Below are 24,544 nucleotides of genomic sequence, written 5' to 3'. Positions count from 1 at the left end.
CTACCTGCTTGCTTCTGATTGGGGAGTCCCATGGATATCACTGAACTGCTGGCTTTCAGTGCCAAGCAGGGAGCGTCCGACCTGCATTTGTCGGCCGGTCTGCCGCCCATGATCCGCGTCGATGGTGACGTCCGCCGCATCAACCTGCCGCCGCTCGATCACAAGCAGGTGCACGCGCTGATCTACGACATCATGAACGACAAGCAGCGCAAGGATTACGAGGAATTCCTCGAGACCGACTTCTCCTTCGAGGTGCCGGGCGTCGCGCGGTTCCGGGTCAACGCCTTCAACCAGAATCGCGGCGCCGGCGCGGTATTCCGGACCATTCCCTCCAAGGTACTGACGATGGAAGACCTTGGCATGGGCGAAGTCTTCAAGAAGGTGTCGGATGTGCCGCGAGGCCTGGTTCTGGTGACCGGCCCGACCGGATCGGGCAAGTCGACGACCCTCGCGGCGATGCTCGACTACCTCAACAACAACAAGTACCACCACATCCTCACCATCGAGGATCCGATCGAATTCGTGCACGAGTCGAAGAAGTGCCTGGTGAACCAGCGCGAAGTGCACCGCGACACTCACGGCTTCTCCGAGGCTCTGCGTTCGGCCCTGCGGGAAGACCCGGACATCATCCTCGTCGGTGAAATGCGCGACCTCGAAACCATCCGCCTCGCGCTGACCGCGGCCGAGACCGGCCACCTGGTGTTCGGCACGTTGCACACGACCTCGGCGGCCAAGACCATCGACCGGGTGGTCGATGTGTTTCCGGCGGAAGAGAAGTCGATGGTGCGCTCGATGCTGTCCGAATCCCTGCAGGCGGTCATTTCGCAGACGCTGCTCAAGAAGATCGGCGGTGGCCGCGTGGCTGCGCATGAGATCATGATCGGCACGCCGGCCATCCGTAACCTGATCCGCGAAGACAAGGTCGCGCAGATGTATTCGGCAATCCAGACCGGCGGCTCACTGGGCATGCAGACGCTGGACATGTGCCTGAAGAACCTGGTCGCGCGCGGTCTCGTGAGCCGGGAAAGCGCCCGCGAAAAGGCCAAGACGCCGGAAAATTTCTGATCTCGCCAGCCTGATGCGCGAGTCCTGCCACGATCATTGCGAGTAGCCCGATGGAATTCGAAAAACTGTTGCGCCTGATGGTCGAGAAGGGCGGTTCCGACCTGTTCATCACCGCTGGCGTGCCGCCGTCGATGAAGGTCAACGGCAAGATCATGCCGGTCAGCAAGACGGCGATGTCGCCGGAGCAGACCCGCGAGACCGTGCATTCGGTCATGAACGAGCAGCAGCGGCGCGAATTCATGGAAAAGCACGAATGCAACTTCGCCATCAGCGCGCGGGGCATCGGGCGCTTCCGGGTCAGCGCATTCTTCCAGCGCAACCTGGCCGGCATGGTGCTGCGGCGGATCGAGACCCACATTCCGACCATCGAGGACCTCAAGCTGCCGGAGGTCCTGAAGAAGCTGGCGATGACCAAGCGCGGGCTGGTGCTGTTCGTCGGCGCGACCGGCACCGGCAAGTCCACCTCGCTCGCAGCGATGATTGGCTATCGCAACAAGAATTCGAGCGGCCACATCATCTCGATCGAAGACCCGATCGAATTCATTCACCAGCACCAGAGCTGCATCGTCACCCAGCGCGAAGTGGGCATCGATACCGAGTCGTTCGAAGTCGCGCTGAAGAACACCCTGCGCCAGGCGCCCGATGTGATCCTGATCGGCGAGGTACGGACGCGCGAAGCGATGGACCATGCGGTCGCCTTCGCCGAAACCGGCCACCTGTGTCTGGCGACGCTGCATGCGAACAACGCCAACCAGGCCCTCGATCGGATCATCAACTTCTTCCCGGCGGACCGGCAGCAGCAGGTCTGGATGGACCTGTCGCTCAACCTCAAGGCCATCGTGGCGCAGCAGCTGATCCCCACGCCGGACGGCAAGGGCCGCCGTGCGGTGATCGAGGTGCTGATCAACACGCCGCTGGCCGCCGACCTCATCCGCAAGGGCGAGGTGCACGAGCTGAAGGCGTTGATGAAACGCTCGACCGAGCAGGGCATGCAGACCTTCGATCAGGCCCTGTACAACCTCTATACGCAGGGCGAGATCACCTATGAAGACGCCTTGCTGTACGCCGACTCGGCCAACGACCTGCGCCTGATGATCAAGCTGGGCTCCGAGACCGATGGCGAACATCTCACCAACATCGCTCAGGGGCTGACATTAGAGGTCAGCGACGACGACCCGGGTTTGCGATTCCGCTGAGCCATCGGCTGCCTCGGACAGACGATGCGCTGTCTCCAGACCGACCTGTAGCTGGGCGAGTAGCCGTGACCGCTGCTCGCCCATGCTCTCGCCGATTGCCTCCAGCGCCGGCGCGCTGACGACCCAGCGTTCGCCGTGGCGCCAGGCGTTCGAGAGGGCTGCGATGTCTCGCTGCGAGGGCGCTGTCGAGGCGGGGGCTGTCATCTCCAGTGCGCTCAGCGCCTCCATCCCCAGGACGAGCACGACATTCGGTCGAATCTGTGCCAGTTCTTCTGCGAGCCAAGTGCTACAGGCCCGGTATTCGGACGCATCAGCCGCAGCGGGGCGACGCCCTGCCGTGTCGCTGTCTTCGGCCCGCCCCTTGAAGTGCTTCAGTGCATAGGTCAGGTAAAGCTGGGCGCGCGACAGGCCGGCCGCCTCGAGGGCCTGGTCCAGCAGGGTGCCTTCAGCGCCAACGAAGGGGCGGCCGGCAAGGTCTTCGCGATCGCCCGGTTGCGCGCCAATCACCATCATCTTTGCGAATTCAGGGCCTTTACCGGCAATGGCGCACGTCGCGTCCCGCCAGCGTGCACAGCGACGGCAGGCATCGAGCGGCGAAGCGGGTGACCGCAGGGGTTGGGCGCGCATCGGTGATACCGCGACCTGGCGACCCGGTTGTCTGGCGACGTCTTCTGTCTGCGATCGGTTGGGCCGCGCGAGGCGAGCCTGGTTGCTCATCGTCGGGATGAGGTCGCCCTCGGGCAGGTCGCGCCAGAAGCGCGCAGGCATGTGGCGGCGCGTGAGCTGAAGGTTGACCCGCGCCGGATTGAAGGTGTTGCGGTAATAGGCGCGCCAGAGCTCGTCGGTCGGATCGCTGAGGTTGCGCGCCAGCGTGCCGAGCGCCGGTGCCGGGTCATCGATCAGCGTGAGCCGCTCGCCGTCCGAGCAGGCGGCGGCGTCGGGCGTCACGATCATCCAGGCCTGGCGCCCCATGCGGGCCATGAAGTGATCGACCACCAGCGCGAGCACATCATGGGCGGGCTCATGCCACGCCAGTAACAGCGAGGGACCCGCCGGCGTGATCACCGAGCGAAAGCGCACGAAGGCTTCCATGTGGTGCGCTTCGCGCCGCAGCAGGTGCGCGCGGCGATGAAGCTCGCCGCCATCGATGTCAGCGACCAGCATGGCGCTGCGATCGCCCTGCGCCATACGCCAGAGCGCGCGATACATCAGTGCCCACCGATGGGGCTGGCGACAACGAGCCGCACCGTCGAGCAGGTCGGAAAAGCGCTTCGGGATGGTGATCCGGCTGGGCGCGGCTGTGGGCGCGCTGACTGGCGTATCGGCGAACAAATCACCGGCCCCTGGGGCATTCGCATCCAGCCAGACGAGTCGTTCCGGTTCGACGCCTTCGTGCAGCAAGCTCCGGCTGATGTCGCGCCACTGCGCATAGCCGCCGACATGGACGGTGCGCATCACCACAGTGCCAGCTGCGTTGCGGGTGTCGCCGTCAGCGCGTGGCGCAACGTCTCGGAGGCGGCTTCGCCAAGCCCGGGTCGATAATCCTGGACGGCGATGAAGGGCTTGAGCGTGCTCATCGAGCAGCGCAGCCGCACGAGGTCGTCCCAGCGAATGCGGCGTATCTGACGCAACTGCACCAGGCGCTTGGCGTTGCGTACGCCGATGCCCGGCACACGGGCGATCGTCGAGGCCTCTGCGCGGTTGAGGTCGACCGGGAACTGGTCCCGGTGTCGAAGCGCCCAGGCGAGCTTTGGATCAATATCCAGCGCCAGGTTGCCCGGTGCCGACAGCAGCTCTCCGGCGCGGAAGCCGTAGCCGCGCATGAGGAAATCCGCCTGGTACAGGCGATGCTCGCGCAGTAGCGGCGGTGCGCTCAGCGGAACCGAACGCGGGCTTTGGGGAATGGGGCTGAAGGCCGAATAGTAGACGCGCTTGAGACCGTAGGCGCCATACAGCCGTTGTGCGCTGCCGAGAATGGTGAAGTCGTCGGTGGCATCGGCGCCAATGATCATTTGCGTGCTCTGGCCTGCCGGCGCGAAGCGGGGCGCACGCGGCTCGGCATCGCTCTCCTCGACCCCGAGCCGGATGCGACCCATCGCCCGGCGGATGGTTTGGCCGTTTTTTTCAGGTGCGAGCTGCGTCAGCCCGGCTTCGGTCGGCAGCTCGATATTGACGCTCAGCCGGTCGGCATAAAGGCCGGCTTCGGCGATCAGCTCGGGCGCGGCATCGGGGATCGTCTTGAGATGGATATAGCCGCGGAAACCGTGCTCGGTACGCAGCAGGCGTGCGACCCGGACCAGCTGCTCCATCGTGTAATCGGCCGAGCGGATGATGCCGGAGCTGAGAAAGAGACCGCTGACGAAGTTGCGCCGGTAGAAATCGAGCGTCAGCCGTACGACCTCCTCGGGCGTGAAGCGCGCTCGGGGTACATCGCTGGAGCGCCGGTTGACGCAGTATTGGCAGTCATAGAGGCAGAAATTGGTCAGCAGGATTTTCAGCAGCGAGACGCAGCGGCCATCCGGCGTGAAGCTGTGGCAAATGCCGGCGCCGTTGGTGGCGCCGAGGCCGTCGCGCGACCGCGAGCTGCGTTTGGGCGCGCCGCTGCTGGCGCAGGACACGTCATACTTCGCGGCATCGGCGAGTACGATCAGCTTGTCGGTAAGGTTCATTCGAGCACCGGAATACTGTATTTATAAACAGTATTCGGATTATTCGGCAGCCCAGCAAGTCTATGCTGGTACCGCATGTCGCCAGCATGGCGATTCAGGAGGCAATGCATGCAAAACCAGGACACCCACAGCAAGGCCATCGGCTATCTGCTCTGGATATTCGGCTTTCTCGGGGCGCATCGCTTCTACTACGGCAAGCCTGTCACCGGCACCATTTGGTTCTTCACGCTCGGCCTGTTGTTCGTCGGCTGGATCATCGACCTGTTCCTGATCCCGTCGATGGACCGCGAGGCGGACCTGCGCTTCACGGCCGGTCGCCTGGATTACAACATCGCCTGGATACTGCTCACTTTCCTGGGCGTGTTCGGCGTGCATCGCATGTATCAGGGCAAGTGGATCACCGGGCTGATCTACCTGTGCACCGGCGGTCTATTTTTTGTCGGCGTGCTCTATGACTTCTGGACGCTCAACACCCAGGTATCGGTGGTCAACCGCCAGGCGCTTCGCTGAACGAGCCGGGGCTCGGCACGAGGTAGCTCGCCGATGCCCCGGACGTGTCAGGCGCTGAAGGTGGTTCTGCCGCCGACGAACGTGTGACGCACCTGGCCGGGCAGGCAGTGACCCAGGAATGGGCAGTTGCGGCCTTTCGAATGCCAGGTTTCGCCGGCCACGGTCGAGCGGGCCGGATCGAAGAGCACCAGATCGGCCGGCGCGCCAACCCGCAGCTGCCCCGCTGAAAGAGACAGCGCCCGCGCTGGCCCGCTGGTCAGGCGCGCCAGTGCGGTGGGCAGGTCCAGCAGGCCGTCCTGGACGAGGGTCAGGGCAAGCGGCAGGAGGATCTCGACGCTGCTGATGCCCGGCTCGGTCTCGCCGAACGGTGCCTGCTTGGCATCGAGCTCGTGCGGCTGATGGTGGCTGGTGATCGCCGAGATGACCCCCGTCTTCACCGCTTCCCGCAGCCCGTCCCGGTCGGCTGCCGTGCGCAGCGGCGGCTGCACGTGATAGAGGCTGGAGAACCCGTGCAGCGCTTCGTCCGTCAGGATCAGCTGGTACATCGCCACGTCGGCCGTGACCGGCAGCCCGCGGGCCTGTGCCTCGGCGATCATCTGCGCGCCACGTGCGCTGGTGAGCTGACTGAAATGCGCGCGCACGCCGGCTTGCTCGACCAGCAGGAGATCGCGCGCCAGGGCGACCGTCTCGGCTGTCTCGGGAATGCCGGCAAGCCCGAGGAAGCTGGCAGCGGCGCCTTCGTGTGCCAGGCCGCCCTCGGCCAGATCCGCATCCTGCGAATGGAACACGATGGTCAGGTCGAAGGTCGCCGCGTATTCGAGCGCACGCCGCAGGGTGCGGTTGCTCGACAGACCGGTGAGGCCGTTGCCGAACGCGACGCAGCCGGCATCGCGCAAGGCGACCAGTTCGGCCAGCTGTTCCCCGGCGAGGTCGCGGGTCAGCGCGCCGATCGGAAACACCCGTGCGTGCCCGCAGGCCTGCGCGCGGTCGAGCACGAGCTCGGCGACCGCAGGCGTATCGAGCACTGGGCGCGTCAAGGGCGGGCAGCACAGGCTGGTGACCCCGCCGGCCGCCGCTGCGCGGGTCTCGCTTTCGATACTGCCCTTGCGGCTGTAGCCCGGCTCCCTGAGCGCGACGCTCAGGTCGACCAGCCCGGGCGACAGCACCAGTCCCTGGGCGTCGATGGTCTGCGCGGCCACGAAGCCCGGCGATGGCGTGCCGATCGCATCGATCCTGCCGTCGGCGATGTACAGGCTGGTCGTCTCGTCGCGGCCGCTGGCGGGATCGACAACGCGGGCACCGAGGATCTCGATCGGGTTCATTTGGCTTCCTCGGCAGCGATCTGACGTTGAGCGGTCTGTCCGCTCATGGCCATCGACAGCACGGCCATGCGGATGGCGATGCCATAGGTGACCTGATTGAGAATGACCGAGTGCGGGCCATCGGCCACGGCCGATTCGATCTCCACGCCCCGGTTGATCGGTCCTGGGTGCATCACGATGGCATCGGGCTTGGCCAGGGCCAGTCGCTGGGTCGTCAGGCCGTACAGGCGATAGAACTCGCCCTCGCTCGGTAGCAGGCCACCCTGCATGCGCTCGCGTTGGAGCCGAAGCATGATCACCACGTCGACGTCGCGCAGCCCCTCGTTCATGTCGGTGAACACGCGCACGCCGTATTGCTCCAGTCCGACTGGGAGCAGCGTCTTCGGTCCGATCACCCGTACGTCGCGGCAGCCCAGGGTGCGCAGCGCCAGCATGTTCGAGCGGGCCACCCGCGAATGCAGGATATCGCCGACGATCGCGACCGAGAGCGGCTCGAAGGCGCCCTTGTGGCGACGAATGGTCAGCATGTCGAGCATGCCCTGGGTCGGGTGCGCATGGCGGCCGTCGCCGCCGTTGATTACGGCGACATCAGGGCTCACATGCTCGGCGATGAAATGCGCTGCGCCCGAATCGGCATGGCGCACGACAAACATGTCGGCGGCCATCGCTTCGAGATTGCGCAGCGTATCGGTCAGGGTTTCGCCTTTGCTGGTCGATGACGTCGAGACATTCAGCGTAATGACGTCGGCCGACAGCCGTTTGGCGGCGAGCTCGAACGTGGTTCGCGTGCGGGTGGAATTCTCGAAGAAGACGTTGCAGACCGTCTTGCCCCGCAGCAGCGGGACCTTCTTGACCGAGCGGTTGCCGACTTCGAGAAAGGAGTCGGCGGTGTCGAGAATCTCGGTCAGCAGGGCGTTGGAAAGGCCGTCGAGGGACAGGAAATGCCGCAGCTGGCCGTGGTCGTTCAGCTGGAGGGGGCGCTTGGCGTAGGTGGGCGTCATCGCGGTTCTCAGTGGTCGGCGGGAGCGAGGGCCTGCAGTTCCAGGGCGAGCGGACGAGGCCCGGTCAATTTTATGCGTTGATCGGGCGACAGCGGCAGGGTCGCGCCAACGACGTCGGGCCGAATCGGCAACTCCCGAGCATTCAGGTCGAGCAGGCAGACGAGGGTCACGCTGGCCGGGCGGCCGTAATCGAAGAGCTCGTTGAGCGCCGCCCGCGTCGTGCGTCCGGTCATCAATACGTCGTCGACCAGGACCAGGTGCTGGCCTTCGATTTCGAAGGGCAACTCCGACGGCTGAACCTGGGGGTGCAGGCCGTTCTGCGTGAAGTCGTCGCGATAGAAGGACACGTCGAGCACGCCGAGCGGCTCATCCAGCCTGCGTGCAGCGATCAGGGCGTCGGCGACCCAGACGCCTCCGGTGCGGATGCCGATGAAGCGCGGCGTATCGATGCGCTTGAGCCTCAGGTGCGTATTGAGCGCCTGGTGCATGTCAGCCAGCAGGCGTTGCGGATCGGGCAGGTTCACGAGCAGGTCCTCATGGGATCAAGGAGCGGGCTGTTGGGCCAGCCAGCCTTCGAGCAATAGCGCCGCTGCCAGCGCGTCGACCGGGCGCTCGCGATAGCCGTCGCGCTGGCCTTGCCGGAGCCGGTGCCCCTTGGCTTCGAAGGTGGTGAGTCGCTCGTCGTGGGTGAATACGGGCTTGCCGAAGCGCCCGCTCAGCCGTCGAGCGAATTTCTCGGCACGCGCGCTCATGTCGCTGGGCGTGCCGTCCATGTTGAGCGGTAGCCCGACGACGACGAGGTCGGGTTGCCACTCGTCGAACAAGGCCTCGACGCGCTGCCAGTCCGGGACGCCGTTCTGTGCCTTGATGATGCAGAGTTCGCGCGCCTGTCGCGTCACCGCCTGGCCGACGGCGACGCCGATCTGCCGGGTGCCGTAATCGAAGCCCAGGGCGATTTTCCAGCCGATCACGCGTGTCCTACCTGGCTGCTCAACAGGCCGAGGTTGACGCCCAGGCTTGCGGCGGCCGCGTCCAGCCGCTCGCCGGCGGGCAGGTCGAAGAGTATGTCTGGGTCTGCCGGGCAGCTCAGCCAGGCGTTCTCGGCGATCTCGGCCTCGATCTGCCCCGCTTCCCAGCCAGCGTACCCGAGGGCGACGAGGAACCGCTGCGGGCCGCGGCCATCGGCGATCGCGAACAGCGAATCCTGGGATGTCGACAGGCTCAGCGAGCCGAGCGCGAGTGTCGCCTGGAAATGGCTACCGGTCGGGTGAAGGACGAAACCCCGGTCGGTCTGTACCGGTCCGCCGGTATAGATCGGCACCTCGCGGCAGGTCACCGGTGGCATCTGGTCCGGCCTGAGCTGTTCGAGGACGTCGGCCAGGTTGAGGCCGCTGGGTCGGTTCACCACCAACCCCATCGCGCCCTCGGCGTTGTGCTCGACGAGGTAGATCAGCGTGTGGCCGAAATTGGGGTCGGCCATGTGGGGCATGGCGATCAGGAAGTGGTGCTTGAGGTAGCTCGGGTGGGTCGTCATGCCGGCTAGCTTAAGCGTTGGCCGGGCAGGCTGGAAGCCACCGCTGGCCCATCACTGGCTGGACAGGCGATCGCCGCGCTCGAAGCGCCAGGTGCGAATGATTTCGACCTGGTCGAACCGCTCGGCAAGCTCGCCGGTGAAGGGTGCGAACGGTGCCGCCAGTCGAACGATGCGCATGGCTGCATCATCCAGAATCGGTTGCCCGGACGACTCCAGGATCTGCAATTCGTGCACGGTGCCGTCCCGGTTGACGGTCACCAGCATGCGCAAGCTGCCGTATATCTGCTTGCGCCGGGCTTCGCTGGGATAGTTGAGGTTGCCGACGCGCTCGACCTTCTTGCGCCATTGGTCGCGGTACCAGGCACTGATGTCGCGCATCGTCGCGGCGCTGTTCTGGCGGTTGACCCGCGGCCGCTTGGCATATTCCTGGCGCTGCTTCGCCAGCTCCGCTTCGAGGCTGGCGATCTCCGCGCTGAGCTCGGAGCTGTCGAAGTCGGCGCGGGGCTGGGGCGCCGGTTGAGGCTTGCTCTGCGGCTGTTGGGTCGGGGTCTTCTGTTCCTTGGGCGCGCGTGTTGCGACGGTCTTTCTCGGCGCTTCGGGTTCGACCTGGCGGGGCGGCGACGACGGCGGTGTCACCTGCCGTACTTCGGTGTCGTGAAAAGGGGCCTGCTCGGTCGTTTTTGGCGTGGCCTCATGTTCCAGCGTGCCGCTGCCCTGTTGATTGTCCTGGGCCAAGAAGTCCGCTTCCTTGGGTTTTTCTTCGCTGCGGAAGGTCGAGAGCGTGACCTCGAGCGATTTGGTCGCCGGCTCCGGGTCGGTCAGCGTGAACCCGACACCCAGGATGAGCGCCGCGTGCAAGACGGCGGCGAGAAACAGCGTGAACCCCAGCCGGTCCACAGGGCGGACGGCGGGGGAGGCGGTGGGAGTGGAATTCGACGCTGCGTTCATCGCTTCAGGCCAACTGCAATGGCGCGGAGTCTGCCGATCGAGCCGTCAAAAGTCTATGAACCAGGCGGCACCTTTGGCTGCTTGGTCATGGCGAGGGGCTAACCGGCGCGCGAGCCCAACTTGGCGGCGATCGCATCCATCAGCCGCTCGCCGATGCGCGTGTCGAACGCAGCGTCGATTTCGCGAATGCAGGTTGGGCTGGTGACGTTCACCTCGGTCAGGTAGTCGCCGATGACGTCCAGTCCGACGAACAGCAGGCCCCGCTCACGCAACGACGGGCCGACGGCCGCTGCAATTTCGCGGTCCCGCTCCGACAGCGGTTGCGGAACCCCGCGGCCGCCGGCGGCCAGGTTGCCGCGTGTTTCTCCGATCGCCGGGATTCTTGCCAGGCAATAGGGGATTGGCTCGCCATCAATCATCAGGATGCGCTTGTCGCCCTCGCTGATCGCCGGAATGTAGCGTTGCGCCATGATCTGGCGCGTGCCGTGCAGCGTGAGCGTTTCCAGGATTACCGAAAGATTCGGGTCGCCTTCGCGGTGGCGGAAGATCGAGGCGCCACCCATCTCGTCAAGGGGTTTGAGAATGATGTCACGATGCTGTGCGGCGAACTCCCGCAGAATGTCCGCTCTACGGCTTACCAGGGTGGGCGACATCAGTTGTGAAAAACGGGTCGCGAACAGCTTTTCATTGCAGTCGCGCAGGCTGCTCGGCCTGTTGACGACCAGCGTGCCGGCGGCTTCGGCAAGCTCCAGCAGATAAGTGGCGTATACGTACTCGCTGTTGAAGGGAGGGTCTTTGCGCATGAGGACGACATCGAGGTCGGCCAGTGCGGCGTCCGTCTCGTCACCGAGCTCGAACCATCGCTGAGGGTCCTTGTATGTCGTCAGAGGGCGCATCCGTGCGCGCGCTTGCCCATCGAGCTGGTAGATGTCGTTCAGCTCCATGTAATGCAGGGACCAACCACGGGCCTGGGCTGCCCAGAGCATGGCCAGCGTGCTGTCCTTCTTGAAATTGATCCGGGCGATTGGGTCCATGATGACCCCGACGCGAATGGTCATGTTGAGCTCCGTAGGCGATGCAGGCGACAGGAAAGGCTGGGGCGCAGATTGGCGCCCGCTGGATGGGTGGTCAAGCGCATCATGGCGGGCTCGGCGGCAGATGGCCTGTGTATAAAGAGTGTGCTAAAAAGGCCCGGCGATTGGGTGCAGCCCATCCGTGGCAGGGCCTCTAGCGCACTGACATGACGATAAAACTACGACTCACCGAGGCGATGGTAGGGCGAAATGGAACAGCACTCCGAGGGCTTGAAGGTCATGGTGATCGACGATTCGAAAACGATTCGTCGCACCGCGGAAACCTTGCTGAAAAAAGTTGGTTGCGAGGTCATCACGGCGGTGGATGGTTTCGATGCGCTCGCCAAGATCGCAGATACCCATCCCGGCATCATCTTCGTGGACATCATGATGCCGCGACTGGATGGCTATCAGACGTGTGCGCTCATCAAGAACAACAGCGCCTTCCGGTCGACCCCGGTCATCATGCTTTCATCGAAGGATGGCTTGTTCGACAAGGCCAAGGGGCGGATCGTCGGTTCTGACCAGTACCTGACGAAGCCGTTCAGCAAGGAAGAGCTGTTGGGGGCCATCAAGGCCCACGTCCCGGACTTCGCTCCTGTCGAGCATGCTTCGTGAAGCTTCACCCTTCTGCTGTCGATGATGCCTCCAAATAGGGAAAAGACATGGCTCGCGTATTGATTGTTGATGACTCGCCGACCGAGATGTACAAGCTCACCGCCATGCTGGAAAAGCATGGGCATCAGGTTCTGAAGGCTGAAAACGGTGCGGATGGCGTTGCGATCGCACGTCAGGAAAAGCCGGACGCGGTACTGATGGATATCGTCATGCCGGGGCTGAACGGCTTTCAGGCCACGCGCCAGCTAACCAAAGATGCGGAAACCAGTCACATTCCGGTGATCATCGTGACCACCAAGGATCAGGAAACCGATAAAGTCTGGGGCAAGCGTCAAGGCGCCAAAGACTACCTGACCAAGCCGGTCGACGAAGCGACTCTGCTTCAGACGCTGAAGTCCGTTCTGGCTGGTTGAATCGTTGGGCCGCCTTTACGGATAAAGGATCAGGTCTCCAAATGTCCGAACAGCAATCACCCTTTCAGCTCCTGCTGGAAGTCGATAATCGATGCCGCCTTCTCGCCGCCGGCCTGCCATCACAACAGCAGATCGCGCAGACGTGGGGTGGCATCGGTTTTCGTATGGGCGATCGGTATTTCGTGGCGCCCATGGGAGAGGTGGGCGAAGTGCTCCATGAGCCGCGCTATACCCTTCTGCCAGGCGTCAAGCCCTGGGTGAAGGGTGTTGCCAATGTGCGAGGCCGGCTGCTGCCGGTCATGGATCTCTGTGGTTATTTCGGGCTCGAGCTGTCTCCGTTGCGCAAGCAGCGGCGTGTGCTGGTGGTCGAGCACAATGAAGTGTTTGCCGGACTCATCGTGGATGAAGTCTATGGGATGCAGCATTTCTCGATCGATGCGTTCAGCGAGCAAGTGCCGGCCATGGAAAGTGGCGTCATGCCATTCGTGCATGGGCATTTCGAGCGGGAGCGCGAGTGGGCAGTATTCAGCCCTCATGCGCTCGCAGCGCACCATGAATTTCTTGACGTAGCCTGTTGACCGGCTAAAGCAGCCGGTTTCGTTTCTTCGTTGCATTAGATGGATGATGGTCCAGGCGGGGGCCGCAAATGACTAAGACATTCGACATCAACACCCTCTGGGTCGGCTTCCGAAGCAACCGGCTGATCGCTGGCCTGTTCGTGCTTCTCCTGGCCTCCATTGTCTTGCTGTTCGTCAACTTCGCTTACGTGAATACGCATTCGAACTATGACAGCGAATACATCAGCCACGCCGGTGAGCTTCGGGTTCTGTCCCAGCGGGTGGCGAAGAACGCCGTCGAAGCGGCGGCCGGTACTCCGCAGGCGTTTGCGTCGCTGAAGGATGCTCGGGACGACTTCCAGGAGCGCTGGGGGTATCTGACCGAAGGTAACGTCGCTACCGGGCTGCCTGCGGCTGCCGAGGCGATCCAGGCGGGTGATCTGCTGGGTCAGCAGGATTGGGACGTCACGCGCAACGTAGCGGCCGTTCAGCTGGACTGGGACAAGCTGCGCAAGGACACCGATGCGATTCTTGCCAGCGAGCAGACGGTTCTGTCGCTGCATGAAGTCGCCGAGACACTGGCGGAAACCGTTCCGCAGTTGCAGGTCGAGTACGAAGAGGTCGTCGACATTCTTCTTGAAAGCGGTGCGCCGGCGTCCCAGGTGTCGGTTGCTCAGCGTCAGTCGTTGCTGGCCGAGCGGATTCTCGGCTCGGTGAACAAGGTGCTGGCAGGTGACCAGGATTCGGTCCAGGCGGCCGATATGTTCGGTCGCGACGCCAGCCTGTTCGGCCGCGTTCTGACCGCCATGCGCGAAGGCAACGAAGCCATGGGCATCACGCGGGTAACCGATCCTGAAGCGCTCGATCGTCTGACCGAAATCGCCGAGCTGTTCGAATTCGTTGCCGGCGCCGTGGACGAGATCCTTGAAACCTCCCCGGAGCTGTTCCAGGTCCGTGAATCGGCTAACAGCATATTCACCGTCTCGCAGAGCCTGCTCGATAACACCTCCGAGCTGGCCGCAGGGCTCGCCACCCGTGCCGAAAGCCGCTACATCAACACGCTCGCCAGCTACGTGCTCGGCGCCCTGGCGCTGGCCTCGATCATCCTGATCGGTCTGGTCATGGTGAAGGAAACCCGTCGGCGTCTGAGCGAAACCGCTGAAAAGAACGAGCGGAACCAGGCGGCGATTCTTCGACTGCTCGACGAGATCGCCGACCTGGCGGACGGTGACCTGACGGTTGCCGCGACAGTGACGGAGGATTTCACCGGTGCCATCGCTGACTCGATCAACTACTCGATCGACCAGCTGCGCGAACTCGTCGAAACGATCAACCAGACGGCGGTTCAGGTAGCGGCCGCCGCGCAAGAGACCCAGGCCACCGCCATGCACCTGGCCGATGCGTCCGAACACCAGGCCCAGGAAATTGCCGGCGCCTCCGCCGCGATCAACGAAATGGCGGTCTCCATTGACCAGGTGTCGGCGAACGCCTCGGAATCCTCGGCGGTAGCAGAGCGTTCCGTTGCGATCGCGAACAAAGGCAACGAGGTGGTGCATAACACCATCACCGGCATGGACAACATCCGTGAGCAGATTCAGGACACGTCCAAGCGGATCAAGCGACTTGGTGAATCGTCGCAGGAGATCGGTGACATCGTCAGCCTGATCAACGACATCGCCGACCAGACCAACATCCTCGCCTTGAACGCAGCCATCCAGGCGTCCATGGCAGGCGATGCAGGCCGTGGCTTCGCCGTGGTAGCGGACGAGGTCCAGCGTCTTGCAGAACGTTCGTCGGGTGCTACCAAGCAGATCGAAGCGCTGGTAAAGACCATTCAGACCGATACCAACGAGGCGGTGATCTCGATGGAGCAAACCACCACCGAAGTGGTGCGCGGTGCGCGCCTGGCGCAGGACGCCGGGGTCGCTCTGGAGGAGATCGAAAAAGTATCGAAGACACTGGCGGCCTTGATCCAGAACATTTCCAACGCAGCACGTCAGCAGGCTTCGTCCGCGGGCCACATTTCTAACACCATGAACGTGATTCAGGAAATCACCTCACAGACCTCGGCGGGCACGACCGCTACCGCGAAAAGCATCGGTAACCTCGCCAAGATGGCGAGCGAGATGCGCCGGTCGGTGTCGGGCTTCACGCTGCCCGATGTGGAGCAGGCCTGATTGGTCGTACGGCGTTAACTTCGACGCGGCAGGAACAGGTGAGGGCTGGTCATGCAGGCAATGGGTGCCTGGGCGCTCAAGCCCTTGGTCGAATTAACGCCCGCTGAATTCGCTGACTGGCAATCGCTGGTCGAAGAACGGACAGGCTTGGTCGTGTCCGAACAGCGCCGAACCTTCCTTGAAGCCAGCCTGTCGGCCCGCATGCGCGAAATCGACGTGCCGGACTACCGGAGTTATTTCAGCAAGGTCACCGATGGCAGGGCCGGCGCGATCGAATGGTCATCGCTGGTCGATCGGCTGACCGTCCAGGAAACGCGTTTTTTCCGCCACCGGCCATCATTTGATTTTCTCGAGCGCTATCTGACGGTCCGTCTCGACCAGACAGGGTTCCTGTCGCTCTGGAGTCTCGGCTGTTCGACCGGGGAGGAAGCCTACTCGCTGGCGATTGCGGCAACCGAGGCAATCGCGGCGCATGGCAAGTCCATTCGCTTCGGCGTGACGGGGACCGACATCAGCCTCAGTGCGTTGGAGGCTGCGCGCGCCGGTAGCTTCACTCTGCCTCGACTGGTCGAAGTCAGCCCGGTCTTGCAAGGTCGTTACTTCCAGTCGGGCCCTCACGGCAGATTGACCGTCGCAGCCGAGCTGAAGGAGCGGGTGTGTTTTGCGCGGCTGAATGCGCTCGAGCTCGAGTCGGCGCCAATGACGGGTATGGACGTCATCTTCTGCCAGAACCTTCTGATTTATTTCCGGCGCTGGCGCCGGCGTGAAATTCTCAACCGCCTTGCCGAACGCCTCGCCCCAGGTGGTGTGTTGGTTATCGGTGTCGGCGAGGTGGTCGATTGGCGCCACCCTGAAATGAGGCCGGTCGAAGACGATCAGGTCCTCGCTTTTATCCGGGAAACAGTATGAGCGGAGTCGCTATGAGTGATCGGCATGATTATGTCGCTCTGGAGTGGGTCAAGGGCGAAATCGCCGAGACGCTACGTCAAGCGCGCCAGTCGCTGGAGGCCTTCGTCGAAAGCCCGGAGGACCTTGCGCGGATTCGCTTCTGCCTGACCTACATCCATCAGGTCCATGGCACTCTGCAGATGGTCGAGTTCTATGGCGCCGCGCTGCTTGCCGAAGAAATGGAACAGCTGGCCGGGGCGCTCGCCGAGGGACGCGTCGCGAATAAGGGTGAAGCGCTGGAAGTGTTGATGCAGGCGATCCTGCAGCTTCCCAACTACCTCGATCGCATTCAGGGCGCCCGTCGCGATCTGCCCATGATCGTCCTGCCGCTGCTCAACGATCTTCGAGCGGCGCGGGGCGAGAAACTGCTCTCGGAGACGAGCCTGTTTTCGCCGGATTTGTCCTCCGCCATGCCGGCGCTCAGCTCGGAGTCTCTTGCTTCGCTTGGCTCGCCGGAGCTTCCCATACTGCTGAGAAAGCTGCGCCAGATGTTGCAAATGGCGCTGGTGGGCGTGGTGCGCAATCAGGATCTGGCCACGAATCTCGGCTACATGGCCCGTGTCTTCGCGCGGCTCGAGGGGCTATGCCGCCAAGCGCCACTGGCCCCTCTGTGGGAAATCGCCAGTGGTGTGGTCGAGGGGATCGCCAGCGGCGCCATCGTCAATGGCTCCTCGGTGCGGACCCTGCTTCGGGAGGTCGACAAGGAACTCAAGCGCCTCGTTGACCAGGGGCTCGAGGCGATGAACCGTCCGGCCTCGGACGAATTGATCAAGAACCTGCTTTTCTATGTCGCCAAGGCGCCGGGGCAAAGCCCCATGATCGAAGCACTCAAGCGCAAGTACCGACTCGACGAAGCATTGCCCGATGCCGAAACGGTCGACCACGAGCGCGCCCGGATGGCCGGCCCCGACCGCGGCGCGATGCGGTCGGTGGTCGCGGCGCTGTGCGAAGAACTTGTTCGCATCAAGGACAGCCTGGACCTGTTCGTCCGTAGCGATCGGAGCAATCTGGCCGACCTTGGCAGCCTGGCTGTACCGCTGAAGCAGATCGCCGACACGCTGGCCGTTCTGGCATTCGGCCAGCCGCGCAAGATCATCCTCGATCAGCTGGCGGTCGTTCAGGCGTTGGCCGGTGGCTCCGAGCGACCGACGGATGCGGCCCTTATGGATATCGCAGGTGCGTTGCTCTACGTCGAAGCCACGTTGGCCGGCATGGCCGGCGGCCCGTCCGATGATCAGGGCAGCGAAGAAAGCCGCCTGCCGACCACCGACGTCGGGCAGATTCACCGACTGGTCATACGCGAAGCGCGCACGGCGTTGGAGCAGGGCAAGGACGCCATCATCGAATTCATCGCCTCGCAATGGAATCACGAGCACCTCGCACGCGTGCCGGAACTGCTGACCCAAGCCCGTGGCGGATTGGCGATGATTCCGCTCGAGCGTGCCGCCGCCTTGCTCGAAGCCTGCAACCGCTACATCGTCGAGCAACTGCTCGCGCATAACGCCATTCCTGATTGGCAGAGCCTCGATACCCTTGCCGACGCCATCACCAGCGTCGAGTATTACCTCGAGCGACTGGCCGAAGATCATGTGGCGCAAGGCGAACTGATCCTCGACGTCGCCGAAGAAAGCCTCGATGCGCTGGGCTATCCCTTGGCTCGCCGCGAAGACGCCCGTCCGGAAGAAGCGCCGGCTGCGGTCGAGGCAACCGACGAGAATGCGATCACCGAGGACATCGACTCGAACGTCACGCCATCGTTCGATGCCGAGCCGACGCTGCTTGGCGACGATGACTGGGTACCTGCGCCGCTCGCCGAAGTCGAGGATGACATCGACTACCTGCAGATGGACGTGCCGGATGAGCAGTCGCTCTTCGCTCAGGCGCCGGAACCGTTCGAGCTTGCCGAGGCCGCCGCGCTGGATGCTGAGCCCTCGCTGGCATGGATCGAAGAGTTGGCGCTTCCTGAGGTGGAGCTGCCAGCGCGCAGTGAGGAGCCAGCGGCGGTGATGCCGGTCGAGCCGACGCTCGATGACGTCATGGCCGCGCCTGTACAGGCGATCAACCCGCCGGCACAAGATGCGCCGATCAGCCTCCTTCCTCCGCCCGAGGACGAAGAGCCGATCGACGCAGAGCTCGCCGAAGTGTTCATCGAGGAAGCCGCGGAAGTCCTGGAGACGATCGGCACCTACCTGCCACGCTGGCTGGCCGACAGCGACGACGGGGAGGCGCTGACCGAAATTCGGCGTGCCTTCCATACGCTCAAGGGCAGTGGCCGAATGGTCCGCGCGCTGATCGTGGGCGAACTGGCCTGGTCGATCGAGAACCTGCTCAATCGGGTGCTCGACCGCTCGATCCAGCCGACCGATGCGGTGCAACAGGCCGTAGCCGATGCCTACGCGCTCGTGCCGTCGCTGGTCGAGGACTACGCCGCACAGGCGCAGCGTCAGCGGGGCGATGCCGACGAACTGGCCTGCCGGGCCCATGCGCTGGCCCGTGGGCAGCAGGTGTGCAGGTCGACCGAGGCGCCGCTAATCGAAGAGCCAGCCGACGAGCCAGCCATCGAGGCGGCCGTGCCGACCCCGGCGATCATCGAGTCGATCGAGGCCGGAAACGCTCATGAAGTTCTCGATCCGCAGCTGCTGGATATTTTCCGCAACGAGGCGGAAAACCATCTCGATACCGTGGTCGCCTTTCTTGCCGATTGCGCGCAGTCCCTGCCGCAACCGGTCACCGATGCCCTGCAGCGTGCCCTCCATACGTTGAAGGGCAGCGCTCATATGGCCGGCATACTGCCGATGGCCGAGATCGCGACGCCATTGGAGAAGATGGCCAAGGAGTTCAAGGCCAATCACATTCCCTTCGACCTGGCGGCAGCCCAGTTGCTGCATGAGGCCGAGCAGGCGTTCCGCTCCGGTCTTGAGCGTCTCGACACCGATCCCCTCCAGCCCATCGAGGGTGGGCCAGAGTTGATCGAGCGTGTCCGCTCGCTTCATGCCGAACGCGTTGGCGAGCAGATCGACGGCCTCGAGCACGGCAACGATGGGCGTGACCCACGGATGATCTCGCTGTTCCTCTCCGAGGGCATGAACATCCTGCTCGATGCGGAAGGGTTGCTGCAAAGCTGGCGCGAACATCCCGAGGCCCGGCAGGAGCTTTCCGCCCTGCTGGAAGAGTTGACCACACTGGGCCTCGGCGCGCAGATGGCCGGCTTGCCGCAGGTCGACGCCCTCTGCCAGGCGCTGCTGAAGCTCTATTCCGTCGCTCAGGACGGCCGGCTGGCCATCAGCCGCACGTTCTTCGACGAGGCAGAAGCGGGGCATGAAGCGCTCGTCGGCATGATGGATCAGGTCGCGGCGGGGCTGGAGGTCGGGCCGGCGCTCGATGTCGTCGAGCGTCTCGAAGCATTGTTTGCCGAGGTAGACAGCGAAGAGGTTCTTCCGCTCGAGCCGTCGCCCTTGCCGACGATGCACGAGCCGGCCGAAATCGAGCTTGGTCTCGATGACATTTCTCAAGACGAGCTGATCCTTGAAGCCGAGGCGTGGCCTGTCGCCGAAACCCTCCTGCTCGAGGAAACCGTCGGGAGCGTGCCCGATACGGCGGACAGCGAGATGGTCGACATCTTTCTGGACGAGGCCGTCGATCTGCTCGACAGCGCCGGTCAGGCATTGGAGCGTTGGCTCGTCGAGCCAACCGACGAGTTGGCGCTGTCCAGCTTGCAACGCGATCTGCACACCCTCAAGGGCGGGGCGCGGATGGCGCTGGTCCAGCCCATCGGCGATCTGGCGCACGAGCTCGAGTCGCTCTACGAGGGGCTGGTCGATCGTCGTTTCGGCCCGTCCCCCGAACTCGGCAGCCTGCTACAACGGAGCCACGATCAGCTTGCGTTGCAGCTGGAACAGTTGCAGGGCCATCGACCGATGGCGTCAGCGCAACGCCTGATCGAAGCGATCCAGGCCTTTCGTGCGGGCGGCGTTGCCCAGATCGAATCAATTCCCGATGTTTTCGCTGGCGATGATTCGCCTCAGCCGGACGAAGCGCAACAGGCCATGTTGGTTGATACGGCCTTGCCGCCAGGCGGCACGACGATCGAGCACGGCGATCGCCGCGACGCGGTCGAGCCAACCGAGGCCCGTCCGTTGATGGAGGCTCATTGGGAGACGGTGGATGCCGCGGCCGATGAGTTGGAGCGCGATCCCGAGCTGGTAGACATCTTCCTAGAAGAGGCGGCCGACATTCTTGAAAGCGCGAGCGGCTCGCTGGCGCGCTGGATGACCGACCTCGACAACAGCATCGAACTCGAGGCGCTCCAGCGCGACCTGCACACGCTCAAGGGCGGCGCGAGAATGGCCGAGATCAGCGAGATCGGCGATCTGGCGCATGAGCTCGAGTCGCTCTACGAAGGCCTCTGTGGTGGTCGCTTCCGGGCCGATACGCCGCTCTTTTCGCTGCTGCAGGGTTGCCACGACCGACTCGCGGACATGCTCGATTGCGTGCGCGCCCACAAGGCCCTTCCGGATGGGCGGGCCCTGATCGATGCCATTCGTCGGTTCCGCTTCAATCCCGAGCAACAGCTCAGTGCGCCGGCGGCGGTGTCGCTCAAGCAGGCCGAGGACGCCCGTGACTCGAGCGTCGAAGCGGAGATTCTCGACATCTTCGTCGAAGAGGCCGGCGACCTGCTCGACGAGTTCGACGCCAGCCTTGCGCGTTGGAGCGCAACGGATGAAAAGGGGCCGATCCTGTCCGATCTGCTGCGAATCCTGCACACCCTGAAAGGCGGCGCGCGGTTGGCAGGGCAGCGGGCGCTCGGCGACATGGCTCATGATCTCGAGCAACTGCTGAGCGAGGCGCACGGTCGCGGCGCTCCCTTTGCCGAAAGCCTCGAGGTGGACCTGAACAACGGCTATTCGGCGCTGCTGGCTAGCGTCGAGGAGCTGAGTGGGCGCCTGGAGGGTGTCGGCGAGCCGGAAGCGCCGCAGCCTAGTCCGCAGGACGAGCCGACCGGCCAGCCGGCGGCTGAGGCCGCGTCCGCTTCGCCTCGCCCGCTCAACCTTCCCATCATGGCGGCCAGCGCCGAGACGGGAGCCGAAGCGACGCCTGCGAAGATCCTGCCTTTCGTACGGCGCGCCCAGGAGGCGGCCCTCAGTGCCGCCGCCCGGCGGGCACCGCAGGAACTGGTCAAGGTGCCGGCCGACCTTCTGGAAGGCCTGGTCAACCTGGCGGGCGAAACGTCCATTTTCCGCGGACGGGTAGAACAGCAAGTCAGCGATGTGCGTTTCACGCTGAGCGAGATGGAGGCCACGATCGAGCGGGTCCGCGACCAGTTGCGTCGTCTGGACATCGAAACGCAGGCACAGATCCTCAGCCGCTACCAGGCCGAAGCGGAACGGGCAGGTTACGAAGAGTTCGATCCGCTGGAGATGGACCGTCATTCGCAGCTGCAACAGCTCTCGCGCGCCTTGTTCGAGTCGGCATCCGACCTGCTCGATCTGAAGGAGACCCTGTCGGCGCGTAACCGGGATGCCGAGACGCTGCTGTTGCAGCAGGCGCGGGTCAATACCGAATTGCAGGAAGGGCTGATGCGCACCCGGATGGTGCCGTTCGATCGGCTGGTGCCGCGCCTGCGACGCATCGTGCGCCAGGTCGCTTCCGAGCTCGGCAAGCAGGTCGAATTCATCGTCGGTAATGCCGATGGCGAAATGGATCGGACAGTCCTGGAACGCATCGTCGCGCCGTTGGAGCACATGCTGCGCAATGCGGTCGATCACGGTATCGAGCTGGCGGATCAGCGCCGCCTGGCCGGCAAGTCCGAACAGGGCACCATCCGGCTGGATCTCGGCCGCGAGGGTGGCGATATCGTCCTGGTGATGAGCGACGATGGGGCCGGCATCAACCTCGACGCCGTGCGACGCAAAGCCATCGATCGCGGAATGATGAGCCCGGATAGCCCGCTCAGCGACCATGAGGTGTTGCAGTTCATCCTCGAATCCGGGTTCTCGACGGCCGAACGTGTCACGCAGATTTCCGGGCGCGGCGTGGGCATGGATGTCGTGCACTCGGAAGTGAAGCAGCTGGGTGGTTCGATGCAGATCGAGTCCACCCCTGGGCAAGGCACACGCTTCACGATTCGGTTGCCCTTCACCGTGTCGGTGAACCGGGCACTGATGGTCTATTCCGGCGACGATCTCTACGCCATTCCGCTCAACACCATCGAGGGTATCGTGCGGGTTTCGCCTTACGAGCTGGAGAGTTACTACCAGCCAGGCGCGCCGCGCTTCGAATACGCCGGCGAGGCCTATGAGCTGCGCTACCTCGGCGACCTGCTCAACAATGGCCAGCATCCGAAGCTGGTCGGGCAGAGCCTGCCGTTGCCCGTCATCCTGGTGCGCTCGAGCGAGCATGCCGTGGCGGTGCAGGTAGACAGCCTTGCCGGCTCGCGCGAGATCGTGGTGAAGAGCCTGGGTGCCCAGTTCGCCAGCGTGCATGGCATTTCCGGGGCGACGATCCTGGGTGACGGCCGTGTGGTCGTGATCCTCGACCTGCTGGCGACCATCCGCAGCCAGCAGACCTTGCAGGCCCCTCAGGTGCGGACGATCGGGCAGGCGCCGACCGCGGCCACGGAGAAAGAGGCCGATCGGCCGGTGCTGGCCATGGTGGTCGACGATTCGGTGACGGTGCGCAAGGTCACCAGCCGCTTGCTCGAGCGCAACGGCATGAATGTGGTAACGGCGAAGGATGGCGTGGATGCCATCCAGTTGCTGCAGGATCATCGTCCCGACGTCATGTTGCTCGACATCGAGATGCCCCGGATGGACGGTTTTGAGGTCGCGGCGCTGGTGCGCCACGACGAGGGGCTGAAGAACCTGCCCATAATCATGATCACCTCGCGCACCGGCGAGAAGCACCGCGAGCGGGCGATCTCCATCGGCGTCAACGAATACATGGGCAAGCCTTATCAGGAATCGGTGTTGCTGGAGGCTATTCAGCGACTGGTACATGCCAATGATTGATCGTGCCCCCGCTCGTATCGGCGTCATCGCCGATACCTCGTTACAGCGCCATGTGCTGCAGCAGGCGCTGACGTCCAATGGTTACGAGGTGATCCTCAACTGCGATCCGCAGCGCATCGCGATCGAGGATCTGGCGACCGCCGGCGCCGACCTGTGGCTCGTCGACCTGGCTCAATCGGAGGATTCGCCCTTGGTCGACAGCCTGCTCGAGCGTGCCGAATGCCCGGTCTTGTTCGGCGAAGGGCACGCCCCCGAGCGCCTGTCGGAAAACTATCCGCGCTGGGAACGTCGTCTGTTCGGCAAGCTCAAGGGGCTGGTTGGCGATCCGAGCGATGCGGTCGGCCCTAGCCTCGAAGTGCTGCTCAAGGACGCGAAACGACCCGAACGGATCGAACTTCCCGCCAATCTGGCCGGCCAGCCGCTGGCCGAAGCGCCACGAGAGGTCTGGCTGCTTGCCGCGTCGATGGGCGGCCCCGAGGCGGTGAAGGCCTTCCTGGATGCATTGCCGGGCGGTCTGCCGGTTGCCTTTCTCTATGCCCAGCACATCGAGGCGAGCTTCGAGAGCGCACTGCCGCAGGCGGTTGGCCGCCATAGCCAGTGGCAGGTGAAGCTGGCGCGCGAGGGCGAATCGCTCCGGTGCGGGGAAGTCGTCGTCGTACCGGTCGCGCAGGAGTTGCGCTTCACCGAGGACCGCTCGCTGCAATTGATGGGACGGCCCTGGCCCGAGCCCTACAGTCCGTCGATCGATCAGATGATGCTCAACCTGGGGCAGCGTTTCGGCGCCCACTGCGGTGTCATCGCCTTCAGTGGCATGGGCACCGACGGCAGCGCAGCCGCCGCCTACGTGCGTCGCCAGGGTGGCGCCATCTGGACGCAGCAGGCCGACAGCTGTGTCTGCGCGAGCATGCCCGATGCCCTGCGTGAAGCCGGACACAGCCAACTGAGCGGCGATCCGCGCGCGCTCGCGCGGGCGATGGTGAACCGTCTGGCCAGCCAGCTCGTTGCCCAACCTGCATCTTCGGAGAGCTTCCAATGACTCAGCCGGCCATTGCCCCGCAAGACACCCGTTCGCACCTGACTGGCCTGCTGCTGCCCTTGGCGGATCGAACCCTGTTGCTGCCCAACTCGGCGGTGGCCGAGCTGATTCCCTTGCGGGCGCCGGTTTCCGAAGCCGGCATGCCGCGCTGGCTGCTGGGGCAGGTGGCTTGGCGCAACCTTAACTTGCCGCTGATGTCGTTCGAGGCGGCCGCGGGCGGCGAGCCCTCGATCGGCAGCGGGGCGCGCGTCGCCGTGCTCAACGCGCTCGGCGGTCGTGCTCATGTCAAGTTCATCGCCATGGTGGTGCAGGGCATTCCGCGCTCCGTGCGGCTCGATGAAAGCCTCGCACGGGCCAAGGCGCCCTTGGGCGCGCTGGAACGCGAGGCGGTACTGGTCAACGATCAGGTGGCGAAGATCCCCGACCTCATGGCTCTCGAGGACCTGCTCGCGAGCGCCGGCTACATCTGA

Annotated in this window: 20 protein-coding genes; 11 read left to right on the top strand and 9 right to left on the bottom strand. The window is 64.1% G+C overall.

Features of this window, described 5'->3' with window-relative positions; all coding sequences use genetic code 11:
* Positions 1-30: 30 nt before the first annotated feature.
* Positions 31-1,065, top strand: coding sequence for a type IV pilus twitching motility protein PilT (pilT, locus tag D7325_RS07140; protein ID WP_120994860.1), 1,035 nt, complete (start codon positions 31-33; stop codon positions 1,063-1,065).
* Between the two features lie 50 nt (positions 1,066-1,115).
* On the top strand, positions 1,116-2,261 hold the full coding sequence (locus D7325_RS07135; RefSeq protein ID WP_120994859.1) for a PilT/PilU family type 4a pilus ATPase: 1,146 nt from the start codon (positions 1,116-1,118) through the stop codon (positions 2,259-2,261).
* On the opposite strand, the gene D7325_RS07130 is transcribed toward D7325_RS07135, so the two are convergent.
* Both D7325_RS07130 and D7325_RS07125 read right to left on the bottom strand, forming a co-directional pair.
* Complete coding sequence (locus D7325_RS07130) at positions 2,220-3,716, bottom strand: TIGR03915 family putative DNA repair protein (protein WP_120994858.1); 1,497 nt, start codon at positions 3,714-3,716, stop codon at positions 2,220-2,222. The two genes, D7325_RS07135 and D7325_RS07130, sit on opposite strands and share 42 nt — an antisense overlap.
* Positions 3,716-4,930: a putative DNA modification/repair radical SAM protein gene (locus D7325_RS07125; RefSeq protein WP_120994857.1), complete on the bottom strand. Its 1,215-nt coding sequence runs from the start codon at positions 4,928-4,930 to the stop codon at positions 3,716-3,718. The genes D7325_RS07130 and D7325_RS07125 overlap by 1 nt, the downstream gene beginning before the upstream one ends.
* A gap of 108 nt (positions 4,931-5,038) precedes the next feature.
* On the opposite strand from D7325_RS07125, the gene D7325_RS07120 reads away from it, so the two are divergent.
* Positions 5,039-5,440: an NINE protein gene (locus D7325_RS07120; protein ID WP_120994856.1), complete on the top strand. Its 402-nt coding sequence runs from the start codon at positions 5,039-5,041 to the stop codon at positions 5,438-5,440.
* Between the two features lie 47 nt (positions 5,441-5,487).
* On the opposite strand, the gene D7325_RS07115 is transcribed toward D7325_RS07120, so the two are convergent.
* The 7 genes from D7325_RS07115 to gshB all read right to left on the bottom strand — a co-directional run bounded on the left by D7325_RS07115 (position 5,488) and on the right by gshB (position 11,303).
* The gene (locus tag D7325_RS07115; RefSeq protein WP_120994855.1) at positions 5,488-6,762 is read right to left on the bottom strand and encodes a dihydroorotase; all 1,275 of its coding nucleotides are present in this window, start codon (positions 6,760-6,762) and stop codon (positions 5,488-5,490) included.
* A complete protein-coding gene (locus D7325_RS07110; protein WP_120994854.1) occupies positions 6,759-7,763 on the bottom strand; it encodes an aspartate carbamoyltransferase catalytic subunit in 1,005 nt (334 codons plus the stop codon). The genes D7325_RS07115 and D7325_RS07110 overlap by 4 nt, the downstream gene beginning before the upstream one ends.
* A gap of 8 nt (positions 7,764-7,771) precedes the next feature.
* Complete coding sequence (gene pyrR, locus D7325_RS07105) at positions 7,772-8,287, bottom strand: bifunctional pyr operon transcriptional regulator/uracil phosphoribosyltransferase PyrR (protein ID WP_120994853.1); 516 nt, start codon at positions 8,285-8,287, stop codon at positions 7,772-7,774.
* Positions 8,288-8,305: 18 nt separating this feature from the next.
* Complete coding sequence (ruvX, locus tag D7325_RS07100) at positions 8,306-8,734, bottom strand: Holliday junction resolvase RuvX (protein ID WP_120994852.1); 429 nt, start codon at positions 8,732-8,734, stop codon at positions 8,306-8,308.
* Entirely contained in the window at positions 8,731-9,297 is a 567-nt protein-coding gene (locus tag D7325_RS07095; RefSeq protein ID WP_120994851.1) for a YqgE/AlgH family protein, read from the bottom strand. Before D7325_RS07095 ends, ruvX begins: the two co-directional genes overlap by 4 nt.
* A 51-nt stretch (positions 9,298-9,348) precedes the next feature.
* Positions 9,349-10,245, bottom strand: a complete 897-nt coding sequence (locus D7325_RS07090; protein WP_120994850.1) for an energy transducer TonB — start codon at positions 10,243-10,245, stop codon at positions 9,349-9,351.
* A gap of 98 nt (positions 10,246-10,343) precedes the next feature.
* Entirely contained in the window at positions 10,344-11,303 is a 960-nt protein-coding gene (gene gshB, locus D7325_RS07085) for a glutathione synthase (RefSeq protein ID WP_120994849.1), read from the bottom strand.
* Between the two features lie 225 nt (positions 11,304-11,528).
* Here gshB and pilG point away from each other — a divergent pair, with 225 nt between their 5' ends.
* The 8 genes from pilG (at position 11,529) to D7325_RS07045 (ending at position 24,544) form a co-directional block, all read left to right on the top strand.
* On the top strand, positions 11,529-11,936 hold the full coding sequence (gene pilG, locus D7325_RS07080) for a twitching motility response regulator PilG (RefSeq protein WP_120994848.1): 408 nt from the start codon (positions 11,529-11,531) through the stop codon (positions 11,934-11,936).
* A gap of 47 nt (positions 11,937-11,983) precedes the next feature.
* A complete protein-coding gene (pilH, locus tag D7325_RS07075) occupies positions 11,984-12,349 on the top strand; it encodes a twitching motility response regulator PilH (RefSeq protein WP_120994847.1) in 366 nt (121 codons plus the stop codon).
* Positions 12,350-12,390: 41 nt separating this feature from the next.
* Positions 12,391-12,927: a chemotaxis protein CheW gene (locus tag D7325_RS07070; protein WP_120994846.1), complete on the top strand. Its 537-nt coding sequence runs from the start codon at positions 12,391-12,393 to the stop codon at positions 12,925-12,927.
* Between the two features lie 68 nt (positions 12,928-12,995).
* Positions 12,996-15,083 carry a methyl-accepting chemotaxis protein gene (locus D7325_RS07065; protein ID WP_120994845.1) on the top strand — a complete coding sequence of 696 codons (2,088 nt, stop codon included), beginning with the start codon at positions 12,996-12,998 and terminating at the stop codon, positions 15,081-15,083.
* Between the two features lie 51 nt (positions 15,084-15,134).
* The gene (locus D7325_RS07060; RefSeq protein ID WP_120994844.1) at positions 15,135-15,992 is read left to right on the top strand and encodes a CheR family methyltransferase; all 858 of its coding nucleotides are present in this window, start codon (positions 15,135-15,137) and stop codon (positions 15,990-15,992) included.
* 11 nt (positions 15,993-16,003) lie between these two features.
* Positions 16,004-23,038: an Hpt domain-containing protein gene (locus D7325_RS07055; protein WP_120994843.1), complete on the top strand. Its 7,035-nt coding sequence runs from the start codon at positions 16,004-16,006 to the stop codon at positions 23,036-23,038.
* Positions 23,031-24,074: a chemotaxis protein CheB gene (locus tag D7325_RS07050; RefSeq protein WP_120994842.1), complete on the top strand. Its 1,044-nt coding sequence runs from the start codon at positions 23,031-23,033 to the stop codon at positions 24,072-24,074. The genes D7325_RS07055 and D7325_RS07050 overlap by 8 nt, the downstream gene beginning before the upstream one ends.
* Positions 24,071-24,544 (top strand): chemotaxis protein CheW, encoded by a 474-nt coding sequence (locus tag D7325_RS07045; RefSeq protein ID WP_120994841.1) that lies wholly within the window; start codon positions 24,071-24,073, stop codon positions 24,542-24,544. Before D7325_RS07050 ends, D7325_RS07045 begins: the two co-directional genes overlap by 4 nt.

The sequence above is a fragment of the Stutzerimonas urumqiensis genome (genome assembly GCF_003640395.1).
Lineage (GTDB): Bacteria > Pseudomonadota > Gammaproteobacteria > Pseudomonadales > Pseudomonadaceae > Stutzerimonas > Stutzerimonas urumqiensis.
The sequence above is the reverse complement of the archived record's forward strand: the minus strand, read 5'-3'. Positions and strand labels throughout refer to the sequence as shown.

Bases quoted from the DNA above. Each gene is read 5' to 3' on its own strand.
- pilT (WP_120994860.1), top strand. From the start codon at position 31: ATGGATATCACTGAACTGCTGGCTTTCAGTGCCAAGCAGGGAGCGTCC.
- D7325_RS07135 (WP_120994859.1), top strand. From the start codon at position 1,116: ATGGAATTCGAAAAACTGTTGCGCCTGATGGTCGAGAAGGGCGGTTCC.
- D7325_RS07130 (WP_120994858.1), bottom strand. From the start codon at position 3,716: ATGCGCACCGTCCATGTCGGCGGCTATGCGCAGTGGCGCGACATCAGC.
- D7325_RS07125 (WP_120994857.1), bottom strand. From the start codon at position 4,930: ATGAACCTTACCGACAAGCTGATCGTACTCGCCGATGCCGCGAAGTAT.
- D7325_RS07120 (WP_120994856.1), top strand. From the start codon at position 5,039: ATGCAAAACCAGGACACCCACAGCAAGGCCATCGGCTATCTGCTCTGG.
- D7325_RS07115 (WP_120994855.1), bottom strand. From the start codon at position 6,762: ATGAACCCGATCGAGATCCTCGGTGCCCGCGTTGTCGATCCCGCCAGC.
- D7325_RS07110 (WP_120994854.1), bottom strand. From the start codon at position 7,763: ATGACGCCCACCTACGCCAAGCGCCCCCTCCAGCTGAACGACCACGGC.
- D7325_RS07095 (WP_120994851.1), bottom strand. From the start codon at position 9,297: ATGACGACCCACCCGAGCTACCTCAAGCACCACTTCCTGATCGCCATG.
- D7325_RS07090 (WP_120994850.1), bottom strand. From the start codon at position 10,245: ATGAACGCAGCGTCGAATTCCACTCCCACCGCCTCCCCCGCCGTCCGC.
- gshB (WP_120994849.1), bottom strand. From the start codon at position 11,303: ATGACCATTCGCGTCGGGGTCATCATGGACCCAATCGCCCGGATCAAT.
- pilG (WP_120994848.1), top strand. From the start codon at position 11,529: ATGGAACAGCACTCCGAGGGCTTGAAGGTCATGGTGATCGACGATTCG.
- pilH (WP_120994847.1), top strand. From the start codon at position 11,984: ATGGCTCGCGTATTGATTGTTGATGACTCGCCGACCGAGATGTACAAG.
- D7325_RS07070 (WP_120994846.1), top strand. From the start codon at position 12,391: ATGTCCGAACAGCAATCACCCTTTCAGCTCCTGCTGGAAGTCGATAAT.
- D7325_RS07065 (WP_120994845.1), top strand. From the start codon at position 12,996: ATGACTAAGACATTCGACATCAACACCCTCTGGGTCGGCTTCCGAAGC.
- D7325_RS07060 (WP_120994844.1), top strand. From the start codon at position 15,135: ATGCAGGCAATGGGTGCCTGGGCGCTCAAGCCCTTGGTCGAATTAACG.
- D7325_RS07055 (WP_120994843.1), top strand. From the start codon at position 16,004: ATGAGTGATCGGCATGATTATGTCGCTCTGGAGTGGGTCAAGGGCGAA.
- D7325_RS07050 (WP_120994842.1), top strand. From the start codon at position 23,031: ATGATTGATCGTGCCCCCGCTCGTATCGGCGTCATCGCCGATACCTCG.
- D7325_RS07045 (WP_120994841.1), top strand. From the start codon at position 24,071: ATGACTCAGCCGGCCATTGCCCCGCAAGACACCCGTTCGCACCTGACT.